General features: G+C 61.0%; 11 protein-coding genes and 1 rRNA gene. 5 read left to right on the top strand and 7 right to left on the bottom strand.

The window, feature by feature from the left end:
* Nucleotides 1-930 (bottom strand): 16S ribosomal RNA (locus Q0248_RS01880); the annotation flags it as partial.
* Nucleotides 931-1,897: 967 nt separating this feature from the next.
* On the opposite strand from Q0248_RS01880, the gene Q0248_RS01875 reads away from it, so the two are divergent.
* From Q0248_RS01875 to Q0248_RS01855, 5 genes are read left to right on the top strand one after another with little or no spacing between them, the layout of a single operon-like run.
* Nucleotides 1,898-3,754 (top strand): ABC transporter ATP-binding protein, encoded by a 1,857-nt coding sequence (locus Q0248_RS01875; RefSeq protein ID WP_299319080.1) that lies wholly within the window; start codon nt 1,898-1,900, stop codon nt 3,752-3,754.
* A gap of 46 nt (nt 3,755-3,800) precedes the next feature.
* A complete protein-coding gene (locus tag Q0248_RS01870) occupies nt 3,801-6,443 on the top strand; it encodes an AAA family ATPase (RefSeq protein WP_299319078.1) in 2,643 nt (880 codons plus the stop codon).
* 6 nt (nt 6,444-6,449) lie between these two features.
* The gene (locus tag Q0248_RS01865; protein ID WP_299319075.1) at nt 6,450-7,019 is read left to right on the top strand and encodes an RNA polymerase sigma factor; all 570 of its coding nucleotides are present in this window, start codon (nt 6,450-6,452) and stop codon (nt 7,017-7,019) included.
* 60 nt (nt 7,020-7,079) lie between these two features.
* A complete protein-coding gene (locus tag Q0248_RS01860) occupies nt 7,080-7,463 on the top strand; it encodes a hypothetical protein (protein WP_299319073.1) in 384 nt (127 codons plus the stop codon).
* A 25-nt stretch (nt 7,464-7,488) separates the two neighbouring features.
* Nucleotides 7,489-8,019, top strand: a complete 531-nt coding sequence (locus tag Q0248_RS01855; protein WP_299319071.1) for a hypothetical protein — start codon at nt 7,489-7,491, stop codon at nt 8,017-8,019.
* Between the two features lie 419 nt (nt 8,020-8,438).
* On the opposite strand, the gene Q0248_RS01850 is transcribed toward Q0248_RS01855, so the two are convergent.
* The 6 genes from Q0248_RS01850 to Q0248_RS01825 form a co-directional block, all read right to left on the bottom strand.
* Nucleotides 8,439-9,938 carry a glutamine synthetase family protein gene (locus tag Q0248_RS01850; RefSeq protein WP_299319069.1) on the bottom strand — a complete coding sequence of 500 codons (1,500 nt, stop codon included), beginning with the start codon at nt 9,936-9,938 and terminating at the stop codon, nt 8,439-8,441.
* Nucleotides 9,939-9,978: 40 nt separating this feature from the next.
* Nucleotides 9,979-10,290 carry a DUF4298 domain-containing protein gene (locus tag Q0248_RS01845; RefSeq protein WP_299319067.1) on the bottom strand — a complete coding sequence of 104 codons (312 nt, stop codon included), beginning with the start codon at nt 10,288-10,290 and terminating at the stop codon, nt 9,979-9,981.
* 212 nt (nt 10,291-10,502) lie between these two features.
* The gene (locus Q0248_RS01840; protein ID WP_299319065.1) at nt 10,503-11,216 is read right to left on the bottom strand and encodes a Bax inhibitor-1/YccA family protein; all 714 of its coding nucleotides are present in this window, start codon (nt 11,214-11,216) and stop codon (nt 10,503-10,505) included.
* Between the two features lie 25 nt (nt 11,217-11,241).
* Nucleotides 11,242-12,939 (bottom strand): transporter, Ompp1/FadL/TodX family protein, encoded by a 1,698-nt coding sequence (locus tag Q0248_RS01835; RefSeq protein WP_299319063.1) that lies wholly within the window; start codon nt 12,937-12,939, stop codon nt 11,242-11,244.
* A 38-nt stretch (nt 12,940-12,977) separates the two neighbouring features.
* Nucleotides 12,978-14,219, bottom strand: coding sequence for a hypothetical protein (locus tag Q0248_RS01830; protein WP_299319061.1), 1,242 nt, complete (start codon nt 14,217-14,219; stop codon nt 12,978-12,980).
* A 200-nt stretch (nt 14,220-14,419) separates the two neighbouring features.
* Entirely contained in the window at nt 14,420-14,932 is a 513-nt protein-coding gene (locus tag Q0248_RS01825; RefSeq protein ID WP_299319058.1) for a hypothetical protein, read from the bottom strand.
* Nucleotides 14,933-15,329 lie beyond the last annotated feature (397 nt).

Raw genomic sequence — 15,329 nt, 5'->3', positions numbered from 1 at the left:
CGGGCCCCCGTCAATTCCTTTGAGTTTCACCGTTGCCGGCGTACTCCCCAGGTGGATTACTTAACGCTTTCGCTGTAGAGCTTACACTATATCGCAAACTCCTAGTAATCATCGTTTACTGCGTGGACTACCAGGGTATCTAATCCTGTTTGATACCCACGCTTTCGTGCTTCAGCGTCAGTTGTACCTTAGTAAGCTGCCTTCGCAATCGGAGTTCTGCGTGATATCTATGCATTCCACCGCTACACCACGCATTCCGCCTACCTCATCTACACTCAAGCCCGCCAGTATCAATGGCAATTTAGGAGTTAAGCTCCTAGATTTCACCGCTGACTTAACAGGCCGCCTACGCACCCTTTAAACCCAATAAATCCGGATAACGCTCGCATCCTCCGTATTACCGCGGCTGCTGGCACGGAGTTAGCCGATGCTTATTCGTAGGGTACATTCACTACGGTACACGTACCGTTCTTTATTCCCCTACAAAAGAAGTTTACAATCCATAAGACAGTCATCCTTCACGCGACTTGGCTGGTTCAGGCTCTCGCCCATTGACCAATATTCCTCACTGCTGCCTCCCGTAGGAGTCTGGTCCGTGTCTCAGTACCAGTGTGGGGGTTCAACCTCTCAGTTCCCCTACCCATCGTTGCCTTGGTGAGCCGTTACCTCACCAACTAGCTAATGGGACGCATGCCTATCTCACAGCGAAATTCATTTCCTTACCAAAGGATGCCCTCCGATAAGTGTACGCGGTATTAGTCCGTCTTTCGACGGGTTATCCCCCTCTGTGAGGCAAGTTGCATACGCGTTACGCACCCGTGCGCCGGTCGCCATCAGTCTTAGCAAGCTAAGACCATGCTGCCCCTCGACTTGCATGTGTTAAGCCTATCGCTAGCGTTCATCCTGAGCCAGGATCAAACTCTTCATTGTCAATATTTTTATTGTACTTTGTTTCTGTTTATCTTGCTCCGAAGATGTTTCTTGCTTCAGATTCATTAGTGTTCTTACCTAAGTAAGGTTCGTATTGACGGTTAGGTCTTTTTGTTCCCTAAACGTTTGTTACTACACTTCTGTTTGTCAATATCAAATATCTCAAAGATCTCTCAAAGTCAGTCAGTAAGCGTCTCTCAGCTTAGCTGCCCGTTTTTTTTGATTGCGAGTGCAAAGATAAGAGCTTTTATCCAAACCACCAAATCAGCGCGGTGATCCTTTGCTCTGCGTCTTGCTGCGACTTAATCGTCAGCCAGCCTCGCTATCGTATCTCATTTCTGTCGCGCCCCTCGCTCGGTTTGCGGTTGCAAAGATAGAGCTTTTCCTGAATACAATCCAAATCAAAAGAAAAAATCGTGCGCAAGTGCGGTCATATAAGGGGATTAGGGAGGCGGGAACAAGGCGAGGACAGCGCTTCGACTGGGCTCACAGCACGGCGAGGCCGGGAAAAGAGAAGCCGACGAGAAGAATGGAAGTAGAGCTCTGAGACAAGAAGTGCTAGCCTGTTTATAATTCGTCGTACCCTTATATAATAGGTAGCAGCTACCACAGAGACAAGGCAGTCCTCGCCCACCGACATCAGTCAGCCGCCCCACTGACGCCCCTCAGAGCGCTGACTGACGTCCGTCACCACGCCGAGGGATAGCAGTCACGGACGGCCGACACAAGGCGAAGCAGGCCGCAAGCAAGACGAGGTGCGGCCGACCTTCGACCCTAAGCCCAGCCCAGAGCCTCGGGAGGCAGGCGCGGCGGGCGGCTTGGCGCGATTGGTTTACGCTGATTATCGTATCTTTGATTTATAGTAGTTATACATTAGATATATAATAGACAGCCTAGGCAGGGGCAGCGACGAGCCAGCGCCCGAAGCGAGCGCAGCGCCCTCCCCCACCCGAGGCCGAGCATTTAGATGAAAGATATACTCCTACTCCTAAGGCGCTTCATAGCCCCCTTCTACAAGGGCTATCTGTCGCTAGCTGTAGTCTTCAACATACTGGGCGCCCTGCTCAACCTCCTGGCCTTCTCGCTGGTGATGCCCATCCTCAACATCCTCTTCCAGATCGAGGAGCGTGTGACGACCTTCATCCCCTGGTCGAGCATCGACCTCAGTCGCGCCGAGGACTGGGGCCGCCTCACGAAGGTAGCCTCGCACAACTTTGCCTACTTCGTCTCCTCGCTCATCGAGCGCGAGGGGGCTTCCTATACCTTAATTATACTGGGGGTATACCTGACGGTGATGACCTTCCTCAAGGTGGGGGCCACCTACCTCGGGATGTACTTCCTCGTGCCCATACGTACGGGCGTGGTGCGCGACCTAAGGAATCAGCTCAACAGCAAGATCCTCGCCCTGCCGCTGGGCTTCTTCAGCGAGGAGCGCAAGGGTGACGTGCTGGCACGCATCACGGGGGACGTCGGCGAGGTGGAGAACTCGGTGATGAGCTCCCTCGACCTCCTGCTCAAGAATCCCATCCTCATCATCATCTACCTCGGTAGTATGCTCGTCCTGAGCTGGCGCCTCACGCTCTTCGTCTTCCTCGTCCTGCCACTGGCGGGCTTCGTCATGGGGCGTGTGGGCAAGAGCCTCAAGCGCAATAGCCTCGAGGCGCAGACGCTGTGGGGCGAGCTCATCAGCCAGGTCGAGGAGACCCTCGGAGGGCTGCGCATCGTCAAGGCCTTCCGCGCCGAGCGCTACGTGTCGGAGCGCTTCGAGGGGAGCAACGAGCGCTTCCGCCGCACCGTGATGGGCGTGATGCGCCGCCAGCAGCTGGCGCACCCGATGAGCGAGTTCCTCGGCACGATGACCATCGCCATCGTCCTCTGGTACGGGGGCACGCTGATCATCAACCATGAGAGCGGGATGAACGCCTCGGCCTTCATCTACTATCTGGTCATCTTCTACAGCCTCATCAACCCCCTCAAGGAGCTCAGCAAGGGCATCTACGACATCCGTCGCGGGATGGCCTCCATGCAGCGCATCGACAAGATCCTGCAGGCCGAGAGTAATATCCTGGAGCCCGCCGAGCCGAAGGAGCTGCACTTCGACCGCGAGATCAAGCTCGAGCAGGTCTCCTTCCGCTACGAGGACGAATGGGTGCTGCGCGACGTCAACCTCACGATCAAGAAGGGGCAGACCGTTGCGCTGGTCGGGCACTCGGGCTCGGGTAAGTCCACGCTGGTCGACCTCATCCCGCGCTTCTACGACGTCGTAGAGGGGCACATCACCATCGACGGCACCGACATCCGCGAGGTCTCGCTGCACGAGCTGCGCGGGCTGATGGGCAATGTCAATCAGGAGCCCATCCTCTTCAACGCCTCGGTCTTCGACAACATCGCCTTCGGCGTGCGTGACGCTAGCCTTGAGGAGGTCAAGCGCGCCGCCGCGGTGGCGCACGCGGATGAGTTCGTCGACGAGCTCCCCGAGGGCTACGACACCAATATCGGCGACCGCGGGGGCAAGCTCTCGGGCGGCCAACGCCAACGTCTCAGCATCGCACGCGCCGTGTACAAGAATCCGCCCATCCTCATCCTCGACGAGGCTACCTCAGCCCTCGACACCAAGAGCGAGCGCCTCGTGCAGAGCGCCCTCGACCGCCTGATGACGGGGCGTACGACCATCGTCATCGCCCACCGCCTCTCCACCATCATCCACGCCGACCTGATCTGTGTGGTCGATGCAGGGCGCATCGTAGAGCAGGGGACACACGAGGAGCTCCTCAGCCTCGGCGGGCACTATGCTCGTCTCCACGCCATCCAGGTACAGGGCTAGCCCCCGAGCTGGGCCCCCGCCCCTTCTCCTAAAGCAGACAGTCGCTATGAAGTACAACTATACGGACACCTTCCGCTCCACCCTCGAGCTCGCCACCGAGCAGGCCCTCCAGCTCGGCCGCAGCGAGATCACGCCTGAGCTACTCCTCTGGGGTATCCTCAAGGAGGGGACCAGTACCGCCATCAACGTACTGAGCGAACTCGGGGTCTCCAGCGCCCAGCTGATGACAGCCCTCGAGACGCAGATCGCCGCCCGCCCCGAGGAGGCCAGCCGCGAGGAGGAGCCCATGGGCGAGGCCTCCATCTACAGTATCGAGGCGCACGAGGTACTGGCACGTGCCGCACGTATCTGCACCATACTGGACAACTCGGCCATCAGCCCCCTGCACCTGCTGCTGAGTATCTACTACAGCGAGTCCTACACCTTCCTCAGCGACTACCTCAGCGCAGGGCAGATCCCCGAGAGCTGGCAGCAGCGCCTCGGCGAGATCAAGCAGCGCCTTAGCCAAGCCCCAGCCTCTGCCCCCACACAGGCCGAGGCCGCCGAGCAGCACGAGGAGGACGCCAGTACGCCCGCAGCCCTCGAGGAGCAGCCCGTCAGTCCACTAGACGAACTCAAGCGCCTCATCGCCGACCCCGACTTCCCCATCGGCATCAGCAAGATCAGCATCATCGCCCCGCGTAAGGGGGCGGCCGCCGACACGCACGGCAAGCGTCGCCCCGAGGTCCATGAGCTCCGCGGACGAGAGGCACAGGACCTACTCACACGCCTGCTCGGCACCAGCCCCGCAGACGAGGATGAGTCTGGGAAGGATAGCGCTGACGCAGAGGGGGACACGGCCGAGAGCCCCGAGGAGCAGCGCCTGCGTCACGAGCACCGTCAGTCAGGGGCGCTGCAGCCCTTAGGCGAAGTCATTCGACTCCTTAGCCCCTGCCTCAACGAATACCAGCTCCCCACCCCGCTACAGCGAGGGGAGGAGCTGGATCAGCTCAAGCAGGCCTTGATACGCCAGCGGCTGTGCATCCCACTGCTCGTAGGACCTGCCCACGTGGGCAAGACCGCCCTACTGCTACGCCTAGCACTAGACATCGAGCAGCGCTGCGTCCCGGAGGGCTTCCCTTACGAGGCCTGCCTGCTCCTAGACTTCGCCAGGCTACAGGACAGCTTCCTCGAGTACGGCAGCCACGAGCTCGCCCTGCAGCAGATCATCGGCCGTATGCGCCGCCACCCCGAGGTGCTGCTGCTCATCGACGGGCTGGAGTACTTCGTCAGCCGCAGGACGCAGGGTATCGAGCTCCTGACGCCGCTGCTACTCTACGCCCGCGAGCTGCGCATCCCCTTCGTCGCGACCACGAGCCCCGAGGGCTACCGACAGATCACCGAGAGCAATAGCATCGCCCGCAGCCTCCTCGAGCCCATCATGCTCGAGCCCCTCCCCAAGGGCGAAGGCCGCCAGCGCATGATGCACCAGAGCCTGCACGAGCTGCGCAAGGCCTATCAGATCGACATCAAGCCTGAGGAGCAGGAGCTGATCTACGCGCTCTGCGATCGCTATCTGGGGCACCTGCCCCAGCCCCACGCCCTCATCGAGCTCCTCGAGCGCGCCGCCACGATCACGCGTCTCAGGGTAGGCAGCCTGCCCCGCAGCGGCGTGCGCTCCAAGCGACGCCTCTACCCCGAGGACCTCTACAAGGCCGTGGCACAGCTGACGCAGCTGCCGCTGGAGCGTATCTCGACCAAGGGCGAGCTGGAGCAGCTGCGCCGCCTCCCCGAGCGGCTCAAGGCGCAGGTACTGGGGCAGGACGAGGCCGTCCTACGCATCGCCCACACGATACAGCGCGCACGCCTCGGCCTCGGCGACGAGCAGCGTCCCGCCTCCTTCTTCTTCCTTGGGCCAACGGGGGTGGGTAAGACCTATCTAGCGAAGACGCTCGCGCGGGAGCTCTTCGGCAGCGAGGACGCCATGGTACGTATAGATATGAGTGAATTCGCCGAGGCCTTCGCTGTGACACGCCTCATCGGCGCACCCCCAGGCTATATAGGTTATGGTAAGGGAGGGGAGCTGACCGAGCCTGTACGCACCAAGCCCTACCGCATCATCCTGCTGGACGAGCTGGAGAAGGCGCACCCCGATGTGTACAACATCCTCCTGCAGCTGCTGGAGGACGGGCGCCTGACGGATACGGAGGGGCAAGTCGTGGACTTCCGCCACACGATCATCATCATGACGAGCAATATCGGTTCGCGCGAGGCCAAGGACTTTGCCCACGGACTGGGCTATACGCCCGAGGACAGCGGTAGGCGAAGCGAGGCCATCGTGCGCAAGGCGCTGGGGCGTCGCTTCAGCCCAGAGTTCATCGGCCGCGTCGATGAGTTCATCACCTTCGCTCCGCTGGATGATGCTACGCTCACCGAAATCCTTGCCCTCGAGCTGCGACCGCTCATCGAGCGTGTCCGCACCCTCGGCTACGGCCTCAGCCTCACCTCCGAGGCGCGCCAGTGGCTCGCCCTGCACGAGACCGACCGCGCGCAGGGGGCTCGCCCGCTGCGCCGCCGCCTACGCCGTGAGGTAGAGGATCCGCTGATGGACTACATCCTGAGCGAGCAGCTGCAGCCAGGGCAGAGCCTCGTCATCAGCCTCCGTGACGGCGCCCTACACTATGAGATCACCCCAGGGATCGTAGACTAAGCCTCCATGCCCCACCCGACCATCACCGAGGAAGAGCTGCAGCGCCAGCTCGCCGATCCCGCGACACGCCGCAGCGCCTTCGCCACCGTCGTACGCCTCTACTCCAAGCAGATCTACTGGCAGATACGCCGCATGGTCTACGTACACGAGGACGCCGACGACCTGGTGCAGAACACCTTCATCAAGGCCTGGGAGGCCATCGGCGGCTTCAGAGGCGAGGCCAAGGTCTCGACCTGGCTCTACCGCATCGCCACCTATGAGGCGCTGAACTTCATTAAGAAGCGGCGCAGCGAGGAGGAGCAGCGTGTCGACGCCGGCAGCGACGAGGAGGCCAGCTACCTGCTGGGACGGCTGGTGGCGGACGAGTACTTCGACGCCGACGAGGCCGAACTCCGCTTCCAGAAGGCACTGCTTAGCCTTCCGCCCAAGCAGCAACTCGTCTTCCGTCTACGCTACTATGACGAGATGCCCTACGAGGAGATGGCTGCCCTCACCGGCACCAGCGAGGGCGCGCTCAAGGCCTCCTATCACCTAGCGATGAAAAAGGTCACCGAGCAGCTCAAGAGCAGTGACTAAACCTTAGCCCCTTTGCCTTGTCTCAACTACGAGAGGCAGCACGCGCCTCCACCAGTGTCTATGAACAAGCAGCACGAACTACCCCAGGCGGAGGACAGCCGCCAGCACTACAGCGTCCCCGAGGACTACTTCTCCCAGCTGGAGGAGCGTATCCTCACGCAGATCCCCGAGGAGGAGCCTGAGGCCGAGGAGCCCAAGCCGAGCCTCTGGATACGCCTACGCCCCATCGTCTACCTAACGGCGGTCTTCATCTCGCTCAATCTCCTGATCCGTGCTCTAGCGCCTCAGCAAGGGCAGCCGACGAGCTCGACGCTCGCTTCCGCAGAGCTCAACGACGAGGACTACCGCAGCTACTATAGTGACTACGGCGCCCACGCCAGCTACCTCGAGGCTGTGGATGCCGTGTACAGCGAGGAGGCCAGCGATCAGCCCCTAGAAGAATAGGACAAGTCTCGAAGCATAGGACAGAATGAAGACAAAGACCCAACGAACCGCCCTACTGAGCCTACTCACCCTTACCCTTTGGCTCAGCCCGCTGGAGGCACAGCAGCCCAAGCGCCCCGCCAAGCCCAAGCACGAGTCCTTCCACCAGCAGATACGCAGCGCCAAGCGCACCTACCTTATCAAGGAGCTCAGCCTCACAGAGAAGGAGGCCAAGGACATCATGCCCATCCTCGACGAGCTGGACACGAAGCGCTACCTGCTCTGGCGCGAAGGCGCTCCCCTAGGCAAGCGCATACGTCAGGGCGACAAGAGCCTCACCGATGCCGAGCTAGAGAAGCACCTCGACTACACGCTCAACGCTAGCGTGCAGGAGGCCGAGCTGGAGCGGACCTACTACAACAAGTGCCGTGGCCTACTGCCGCTGCATAAGCTCGTGCGCCTACCCTTCGCCTGCAAGGACTTTGCCCGCGACTTCTTCTCCAAGCACCGCAAGGACCTCCCTCCCCACGACAAGGGTGCCGCTCAGCCCAAGCCCGCCGATCATCCCAAAAAGTAGCGAACTCGCCCAGCGAAGGCAGTTAGCTCCCCCTAGCCTCTAAGTAGTACGCAGTGCTCTCGGATCTAAGCCGCTTAGCCCTAGCCTACTCGGCTTCCCCGAAGGAGTGAACGAGAAGGAAACGCGGGCAGCGTCCTCCCCTCAATTAGGTAGGAAAGGGAGATTGTAGTACCTTTGCTGAGAAACTCATACCTCCCTCGTCCCAGCGTGGACGCTTCGGGAGAGACAAAGACCCAACTCTCGTCGCCAATAGCGCTGCCGCAGCACGGCGTCCCACGGACCCCAAGGAGCAGCAGAGCAGCTACAGGATGCCGACGAGCTCTTAAACGGTCGAAGCCCAATCCAGCATGCCTCACAAGGAGGACACTGGATTGGGCTTCTTTATTATCTAGCTAGGCTGTAGACAGCGCGAGCGCTCCCTAGCAGTAGAGGTGACGCTCTACGAGCTCCATGAGGAACTCAGGGTCGGCCTGGGCCTTGGCACGCAGGTCGGCATCATCGAAGGTCTCGAGCTGACGGATCACGCCGTCGATGGCCGCAGGGCTGAAGACGCCCATAGCCTCGTAGGCAGCACGATCCTGACGCAGGCGCTCAGCCGAAGCGACGCAGGAGGCAGGCAGGCTGTCGAGGTGCTCGACCGAGGAGGCGAACTCGTCCTTGTGGATATTCACCGAGACGTAGGTCTGCTTGGCCAGCTCGAGGGCATTAGGCAGCTCGAAGCCGCGACGTACGGCCGTCGTGATCCCAGCCAGCAGCAGGTAGGCGTTGGCCGAGCCGTCGGAGGCACGGAACTCGATCGTCTGCTTGTTCGTGTAGCGCTTCGTCTGAGGCTGCTCCAGCGGATTGACCAGGCTCGACATATCGACCTTGGCGCTCCAGCCCAGCGGCACGCGCACCAGCGCCGAGCGATTGCGGTCGCCCCAGCATACCGTCGTAGGAGCCTCCTGATGAGGCACGAGGCGGAGGTAGGAAGTGGGGTTCATGTTGCCAAAGGCCGTCAGCGATGCCGCCAGGCTCATCATCCCAGCCACAGCCTTGCGCGCGGTATCCGTCAGCTGCCCCTCGGCATCGACGTACTGGTTCACACCCTGCTTGTCTACGATCTTGGTATGGATGTGCATGCCGCTACCCGCCTTGCCGACGATAATCTTGGGGGCGAAGGTGACCTTGAGCCCCATGCGCCAGCCAAGCTCGAAGAGGATCCACTTACCGAGCTGGAGGTGACGGGCTGCCTCCTCGACGGGTACGGGGAGGAACTCGATCTCGTTCTGCTCGTAGTTGTACTCCTCGGTACTGAAGTTCCCTACCTCACCGTGGCCGTACTTGATCTGGCCGCCACACTGGGCGATGAGGCGCATGGCCTCGGTGCGGAAGGCGATCTGCTTGCTGAAGGGAGCCATCTCATGGTAGCCACGCTGGTCTACGGCCTCGTAGCCATCCTCCTTAGGACTGATCACATAGTACTCGAGCTCGCCCATAGCGTGGAACTCCAGCCCGCCCGTGACCTCACGGAAGGCCTGGGCGGCACGGCGCAGGATCTGGTCGGGTGCGATCGAGAGTGGCTGCCCATCCTTGTCCATATAGGCGCAGAAGAAGCTGATCGTGGGCTCGTCAGCGAAGGGATCGAGGAAGGCCGAGGAGAAGATAGGTACCACGTAGAGGTCGGAGGAGCCCGCCTCCATGAAGCCGGGGAAGAGGCTCGAGCCATCGACACGCTCGCCCGAGGAGAGTACCTCGTCGAGGTAGTCGACGTCCTGGAGGACGAAGTTAAGCTCCTTGAGGCGGCCGTCGGCAGCGGTGTAGCGGAAGTTCAGCGCATGGATATCGTTCGAGACGATGTAGTGGATGAGGTCAGCCTTGGTGAATTCGGCGGGCTGCTTCCCTAGCGCGCGGGCTATAGGATTGAGGTTGTACTCCATAGCTTGATTGGTGTATAGTGTTAGGTATACGATAGACTTGTCATGGGATCGCCTTCATGCGCTCATCTAGGGCCTTGACGGCCTGGATGTGGGCGTAGAGCTGTGTCAAGAGATCAAAGACTGCATCCTCACTCAGTACTCCCTGAGGCAGCTCCTCGGGGTACTCACCGCTATTGCTCCGCTGGTAGTCCAGCTGCCACTGGGGCGAGCTGTAGTAGCGAATCAAGGCCTCGAGCTGGGGGGCTGCTGCCTCCATCTGCTCGAGTAGTAGCTCGGCACGATCGCCTAGCTCGGTCCAGGCGTTGAGCGCGGCCTCCATCTGGATGAGCCGCTCTATTGACGCTGCGTCCATTGTTCTCTCCTTGGCTAAATCTCTAGCAAATATACGTATTTATCCTACACTTTGTTCTCGCTCAGCGAAGGCGCTACGGACACTTTGCCACAGCCTGCGGTAAGGCGCCCTCGGCAGCCCCTGGTGAGGATCTCCCCCTCAAATAATCCAGGCCCGAGACGACAGCCTAGGGCTGCCGACTCGGGCCTGAACACTTCAGCTAATAGAATCAGTTAATCCCTCCTCCCACCGAAGATGCGGAGCAGGAAAAGAAAGAGGTTGATAAAGTCGAGGTACAGCGACAGGGCGCCGAGGAGCGCCACGCGCTTGGTGCGCTCCTCATCCTGAGAGGTGGCCAGCAGCATGTGCTTGATCTTCTGCGTATCGTAGGCCGTCAGCCCGACGAAGATCACCACCCCAGCATAGGAGGTGACGTAGCCTAGCCAGCTAGACCCGACGAAGATATTGACGACCGAGGCGATGATGATCCCGATGAGGGCCATCGTGAGTAGGCTCCCGAGCTTCGTCAGGTCGCGCTTGGTCGTGTAGCCGACCAGCGCCATAGCGGCGAAGGTACCGGCGGTGATGAGGAAAGTCGTCGTCAGCGAACCCAGCTCATAGACGAGGAAGATGGGGCTAAGCGTCAGGCCGTTCAGAGCAGCGTAGACGGCGAAGCAGGCCGTAGCTACGGGCATGCTCATCTTCTCGATGCGCGCGGAGAGGAAGTAGACCAGCACCAGCTCTAGGATGACGAAGCCCCAGAAGGTAAGTGCAATGGTATTGACGAAGCCTGTATCGGCAGCGAAGAGGCCTGCGAAGGCCGTGATCGCCAGCCCGAGGGTCATCCAGAGGAAGGTGCGCTGCAGCGAGCGCTGCACGACGGCTGTATCGAGTACGGCGTAGTCTGCCGAGGCAGACTGCTCGTAGGGATAGGAATTGCTATTCATTGAGTAGTTGTGGGTAGAGCTTAGTCTAGAAGCGATAGGTCAGCGACAGGAGCACCTCCTGCTGGCGTAGGGACTCCTGGGCTCCCTTCAGACCAAGGAGGTTCTCAGGCTGCACCTTGCCACTCTGCACATCGGGGTCACGACGGTTGAGCACAGGGCCGTAGTCGCGGACGAAGGGGAAGGCGAAGACCTGATTGGTACGCTGCTGCGAGACGAAGGCTAGATCCAGCGAGAGGTCAGGCGTGATGCGATAGCCTGCCCCCAGCGAGAAGGAGTTCAGCGCGCCAGGCAGCGTGTAGTGCACCTGCGTCCCAGGGACGAAGACCTCACCCTGAGCGTAGCCCTCAGAGACGACGCCCGACTTGACGGGGCTGCTGCTGTAGCGGTAGCCCGCACGCAGCGCCAGGCGCTGTGTAGCCATCAGCTCAGCACCGAGGCGCAGGGTATGTACGCCCGTGTAGTGCGCGGCGATACGCTCATTGTCCGCATCGTAGCGGCTACCCGTATCCCACATATCGGAGCGTCCCGTCTCCCCGAGGCGCATGCTGCCGTAGAAGGCACATTCGTAGTCGGCGCTGAGGATGGCGCGGTGGCCGATGATGTAGGCCGCGCTAGCACCGACGCGCCAAGGTGTATGCAGGCGGAAGGCCGTGGCCGCGGTGGCAGGGCCTACCAGCGGCGTCTGATTGCGGTCATCCTTGCGCGGCGTCACCGTAGGACTGGCGTCGATATTGGTGTACATGAAGCTCGGCGTATAGAGCGAGGCCCCTACGCGCAGCCCATCGAAGGGCTCATAGAGCAGCCCCAGTCCCACGCGGAAGCCACCCGAGGAGATGCTCACACGGTTCTGCAGCCCTAGGTAGTCGCCCCCCTCGAAGTCCTCACGATAGGAGGAAGAGAGGTTGTAGCTCATGTCCGTATAGGTGAAGCTCGCCCCGAAGCGCAGCGTCTCGGTGGCGCGCAGCGCTACCGCTAGGTCGTAGTCCGTGATCGCGCCCGTCTCATGCAGGGTCAGGTAGGCGGCCGAGGGACGCATGATGCGCCCCGAGCCGTCGAGGTAATTATTGGAGTAGAGCCCGCCGCGGCCGTTGGGCGACTTGATCCAGCCTGCCTGCACCCCGAAGATGCTGAGCCAGGGGTAGCCATTAGAGAAGGCATTGCGCGAGGCTAGCGTAGCATCGGGGATCAGCTGCCCGTTCTGGTCGTACTGGAGGTTATTCACCCCCGCAGCGGCGTAGTCGGCTAGGGAGTTGTCGAAGCTGCTCGTACCCTCGGAGCGGCGATAGTTCGCTGCGATGCCCGAGGCGTAGCCACTGAAGCTGCGGTCGAAGCGGCCGGCATTGCGCGCCGCCAGGACGACGGAGAAGTTGCTGCCCCCCTTGGCGCCCATCTGATAGTAGAGCTCCTTGAAGCGGAAGGCCGAGTTCTCCATCTTGCTCTCACTGCCCCCGTACCAGCTGCCCTTATTCACCGACCAATCGTAGCCGTAGGTGAGGCTGAGGCGATTGGCCCCAGAGAAGAGGGAGATACCCGCTGGGTTGCGGGCGATGGAGGCAGGGTCAGAGCCGATGGCACCCATAGCGCCCGAGAGGGCGGCATAGCGTGCCGAGCCCTGAGGCTCATAGGCGTGGGTGAGCTGCAGTGCCGTCGTCTCGCTCTGCGCTGCCAGCGTGAGGGGGCAAAGCATCAGCGCCAGCCCTGTGAGGATCTTATACTGAGTCATCTTAGTCTAATTCTTAGGAATATCTGAGGCTCGGCTGTCTAGCGACGGCGTGCGGGTCCGCTGTAGTCGCTACCGCTACCGCCCGTACCACGCTGCTCACTGCTTTGGCTGCTGCCCGCGCTCGAGGTGCTGCTGCGGTAGCCTCCCGAGCTGGAGGAGCTCCCCTGGCTACGATAGGGCTCGTAGCTCTCGTAGCGGCGAGGCTCGTAGGGGACATTGCGGTCGTAGCTACGTGCAGGATAGCTCTGCTGATAGCTGCCGCGGTCGTAGCCCTGAGGCTCGTAGCTGCGGCTCGTGGAGTAGCCGCTGCGCTCCGTGCTGCGAGGCTGCCATACGCCATCACGTACCTCGCCGTCGCGCACGGCCGTATAGGCACTGTAGGCGCTGCGTGAGGCGCGCGACTGGCTGAGGGCTCCATTGGAGAAGACCCCAGGGGCATACTTATTATTGTAGTAGTGGTCGCTGTAGGCACGATAGGCACGCCCCTCGGCATAGCCCCAGCTGTAGGGGCTGCCCCAGTAGCCATCGTAGTAGCCGCCCCAGTAGCCGCCATAGTAGCCACCGTAGTAGCCATTCCAGTAGCTACCCCAGCCGGGATAGCCCCAGGACGAATAGCCCCAGTAGGGTGAGCTCCAATAGGGATCATAGCCGCCATACCAGCCTCCCCAGCGGGGATAGCTCCAGGAGGAGTAGCCCCAGCTCCAGGAGGGCATGTGCCAGCTAGCACCCCAGCTCCAGTCCCAGTCCCAGCGGCTCCCCCAGTAGGGACGTGAGCCTACCGAGACGTAGACGTCTGGGCCCGCGACGCGGTAGTCGAGGTCGCCCCAGGGATCAGTATCGATGTAGACGCGGCGCGCGCCATCGATGATGGTCGAGCCATCACCGTAGAAGCGCTGCAGACGTGAGGAGTAGGGTCCCCACACGCGTACATCCTTCTCCTTACGCTGATCGGCGAGCAGCCGAGCCAGCTCGGCGCGCGTCAGCTGGATGGTGTCCTCGGGTAGGGCCAGGTGTCCATTGTAGGCATCTAGCTCCTGATCGGCCTTCTTTCGCTTGTAGCTAGCGACGAGCTCGGCCTGCTTCTTCTCCCAGGCCTCGCGCTCGGCGCGGTAGATGGCCTCACGGCGTGCGGCCTCCCTACGCTGCTCCTCGTCGATCTTCTTGATATCCTTACGGCTATAATAGGAGTCATCGAGGTAGCGCGTGTCATTCTGTGCCTGGAGCCCGCAGAGGCTCACGAGGCTTACTCCAAGCAGGAGTAGGGACTTCCTTGTATTCATGTCAGTAGTCGCCTTTAGAGTGAAACATCATCAGTGTGCCCCTCGGATACGCGCCGTCGGGGCAGGAGGGCACAGCCTCTCCTATTGTCTTAACGCTCTCAGCCTCAGCCCTAGTATAGTCTGAGACTCAGAGCTCTGCGTGCAGTGCGCAGAGGGAGGTGTATCGACCTTCCGAGCGCGGTGCCCGCAGCGAGCAAGGGCTAGTTCGGCAGCCCTGAGACATGGCTAAGCTCCTCCTCCAGCTCCTCCTCGCGCTCGTACTCCTTGACGAGCTCGGGCAGCTTGCGGTGGAAGAAGGCGATCGTCGCCGCCAGGGCATCATTGAGCCGCAGCGCTAGGGGCGCCACAGGCGTCCCCGGCAGGAGGAAACTCTCGACCGAGAAGACCAGATCTCCCTCATCGTCTACATAGGCCTTGCTGACCTTCTGATCGAAGTCGGTCGCCGCACAAGCCTTATAGATGAAGGCCTCGTGCACGTCCTCGTAGACACTGCGCTCGAAGGTCGCCCGCAGCATGAGGAACTCGGGGTCCTCGGTACGGTAGTAGAAACAGAAGTAGGTGCCTTCGTTCTTATATACGATACGTATATCGGTGTCTCGAGTAGGACGATAGCCCTCTGCAGCCAGTGCCTCGAAGATCTCCGGGAGTACCTTCTCCAGCTCCAGCTCTAGGGGCTTATCAGCTGCCGCTCGTGACTTCTTCAGTAGTGCCATACACATCTGTTCGTTTTAGGGCCATAAGTCGGCCCATCTAGGACAAAGATACATAAAAGGGGACAAAGTCGAAGCAATGCGCCAGCCCACATCCCCTAAGGACGGGCAACTTGCCCCGCCGAACGGTCGTCCACAAGGGGCGACTCCGCCCTCCCCTACTCGGGTGCTCGTGAGGGATACCCTTCAGCGCACTGAGGGACGTCCGTCAGCACCGTGAGGGATAGCAGTCAGAGCGCTGAGGGATAGCAGTCCACGAGGCAAGCGCCAAGTGCGAGCTCCCGCAGAGGAGTATCGGAGCTTCCCCCTCCCCTACAGCAACGGCTGTGCAAAAAGTATGCCAAGAGCTAGAAAAGAAGCGCCGCGAGCCTCTGCCTCCCGATCGGGAGGCAGAGGCTCG

The sequence above is a fragment of the uncultured Porphyromonas sp. genome (assembly GCF_938046015.1).
Lineage (GTDB): Bacteria > Bacteroidota > Bacteroidia > Bacteroidales > Porphyromonadaceae > Porphyromonas.
The sequence above is the reverse complement of the archived record's forward strand: the minus strand, read 5'-3'. Positions and strand labels throughout refer to the sequence as shown.

What these genes read in the sequence shown, in the direction of transcription:
- Q0248_RS01875 (WP_299319080.1), top strand. Translation starts at nt 1,898, where the DNA reads ATGAAAGATATACTCCTACTCCTAAGGCGCTTCATAGCCCCCTTCTAC.
- Q0248_RS01870 (WP_299319078.1), top strand. Translation starts at nt 3,801, where the DNA reads ATGAAGTACAACTATACGGACACCTTCCGCTCCACCCTCGAGCTCGCC.
- Q0248_RS01865 (WP_299319075.1), top strand. Translation starts at nt 6,450, where the DNA reads ATGCCCCACCCGACCATCACCGAGGAAGAGCTGCAGCGCCAGCTCGCC.
- Q0248_RS01860 (WP_299319073.1), top strand. Translation starts at nt 7,080, where the DNA reads ATGAACAAGCAGCACGAACTACCCCAGGCGGAGGACAGCCGCCAGCAC.
- Q0248_RS01855 (WP_299319071.1), top strand. Translation starts at nt 7,489, where the DNA reads ATGAAGACAAAGACCCAACGAACCGCCCTACTGAGCCTACTCACCCTT.
- Q0248_RS01850 (WP_299319069.1), bottom strand. Translation starts at nt 9,938, where the DNA reads ATGGAGTACAACCTCAATCCTATAGCCCGCGCGCTAGGGAAGCAGCCC.
- Q0248_RS01845 (WP_299319067.1), bottom strand. Translation starts at nt 10,290, where the DNA reads ATGGACGCAGCGTCAATAGAGCGGCTCATCCAGATGGAGGCCGCGCTC.
- Q0248_RS01840 (WP_299319065.1), bottom strand. Translation starts at nt 11,216, where the DNA reads ATGAATAGCAATTCCTATCCCTACGAGCAGTCTGCCTCGGCAGACTAC.
- Q0248_RS01835 (WP_299319063.1), bottom strand. Translation starts at nt 12,939, where the DNA reads ATGACTCAGTATAAGATCCTCACAGGGCTGGCGCTGATGCTTTGCCCC.
- Q0248_RS01830 (WP_299319061.1), bottom strand. Translation starts at nt 14,219, where the DNA reads ATGAATACAAGGAAGTCCCTACTCCTGCTTGGAGTAAGCCTCGTGAGC.
- Q0248_RS01825 (WP_299319058.1), bottom strand. Translation starts at nt 14,932, where the DNA reads ATGGCACTACTGAAGAAGTCACGAGCGGCAGCTGATAAGCCCCTAGAG.